The sequence below is a fragment of the Chitinophaga sp. CF118 genome (assembly GCF_900112615.1).
In the GTDB taxonomy this organism is placed as follows: domain Bacteria; phylum Bacteroidota; class Bacteroidia; order Chitinophagales; family Chitinophagaceae; genus Chitinophaga.
In genome coordinates, this window is sequence record NZ_FOMK01000024.1 from 1 (window position 1) to 2,053 (window position 2,053).

1 protein-coding gene is annotated in these 2,053 nt (G+C 42.2%); it reads left to right on the top strand.

The genetic code is table 11. The annotated features are described in order from the left end of the window. On the top strand, positions 1–2,053 hold a 2,053-nt coding region (locus tag BM176_RS32005; RefSeq protein WP_143097985.1), incomplete at both ends, for a non-ribosomal peptide synthetase.

The window sequence follows — 2,053 nt, forward strand, 5'->3', positions numbered from 1 at the left end:
GGTAGTGCAGCTTATAACATGCCGGGCGTATTTGTTTTTGAAGGTGAGTTGGATCTTGCTTTGCTGGAATATGCTTTTGATGAGTTGATTGCACGTCATGAGAGCCTGCGGACCATCTTCCGGGAAGATGAACAGGGTGAGGTGCGTCAGGTGATTCTTGATAGCATAGACTTCAACCTGGATATAAGAGAGCAATCATCTGATATAAATAACCTGATACATGAAGCAGCTGCGGGGGGCTTTGATCTGAGCACCGGTCCATTATTGCGTGCCGGTTTATACCAGGTAGGAACCAACAAATGGATCTTTACCTGCACGATGCATCACATTATCAGTGATGGCTGGTCCATGAATGTGCTCATTAAAGAGCTGTTATTATTTTACAATACAGCATCAAATCCGTTATCTCCACTTAAAATTCAATATAAGGATTATGCTTCCTGGCAGCAGCAACAACTAAGCGGAATTGCATTACAGGAATATGAAAACTATTGGTTGGAACAGTTCTCCGGTGAATTGCCGGTACTGGAACTGCCATCCGATAAGCTCCGTCCTTCTGTTAAAACATATCACGGTGGCATCATTCAGCATACTTTTAACAACAACATCAGTACCGGTATAAAAACACTCAGTCAACAGGAAGGTGGTACTTTGTTTATGGGATTGCTGGCGGCAGTGAATGCCTTATTATACCGTTATACCGGTCAGGAAGATATTATCATCGGTAGCCCTATTGCAGGTCGGGAACATATTGATCTGGAAAATCAGATAGGTTTTTATATCAATACACTGGCACTAAGAACCCGCTTCAATGGAAAGAACAATTACAGGGAGTTGCTGGGAACCGTAAAACAGATTGCCCTTGGAGCCTACGATCACCAGATCTATCCGTTTGATACATTGGTAGATAAACTGAATCTTCCGCGTGATATAAGCCGCAATGCGCTGTTTGATGTGATGGTCGTATTGCAGAATAATGAAGAACATCATCTGGAAGGAGAACAGTCATTAACAGGGTTAGTGATCAGCGAGTATAAGGGAGAGCAACAGCACATCAGCAAATTTGATCTGCAATTCACCTTTATGGAAAAGGCAGACACATTGGAACTGATTATTACTTACAACAGTGATATTTATGAACAAGCTACCGGTGAACGGATGGCTTGCCATCTGGAACAGTTACTGTGTGCCATCATCGCAGATCCATCCATGCAAATCGATCAGCTGGATTATTTAAGCGATACAGAGAAAACTCAATTGCTGGTTGATTTTAATGGTGCTGCAATATCCTATCCCCGTAATAAAACACTAACAGCATTATTTGAAGAACAGGTAACAAAAACTCCTGATGCTATTGCATTGGTGTTTGCGGGTAAGGAGTTTACTTACCAGTCGTTAAACAGTTATGCTAACCAGTTAGGGGCATATTTAAGGAACCATTATCAGATTCAATCGGATGATTTAATAGGAATAAAATTAGAACGTAGTGAATGGATGATCATCTCCCTGCTGGGAGTATTAAAGTCAGGCGGAGCATATGTACCTATTGATCCGGAGTACCCGCAGGAGCGTATAGATTATATGCTTACTGATAGCCAATGCAAAGTGCTGATAGATGAAGAGGAACTGGAGAAATTCAAAGCGGAGGCAAGCCGTTATAGCAACGGAAATATAGTATCCGTTAATAAAGCATCAGACCTCGCATATGTAATTTATACATCAGGTTCTACGGGTCAGCCTAAGGGTTGTATGCTGGAGCATCAGGGAGTTATCAACCGGATCGAATGGATGTGGTATCAGTATGAATTTACTGCAGCGGATATCATTCTTCAGAAGACCACCTTCACATTTGATGTATCAGTATGGGAACTTTTCATGCCACTATGCTGGGGTGCGAAGATGGTTTTATGCCAGCGGGAAGATACAGTCTCACCAGACCGGATCTTATCACTGATCTCGAAAGAGCATGTTAGCTGCCTTCACTTTGTGCCAGGTATGCTGAATGTTTTTATCACCAGCTTATTTGACGGTGCTGATATAAAAGATGCGTTAA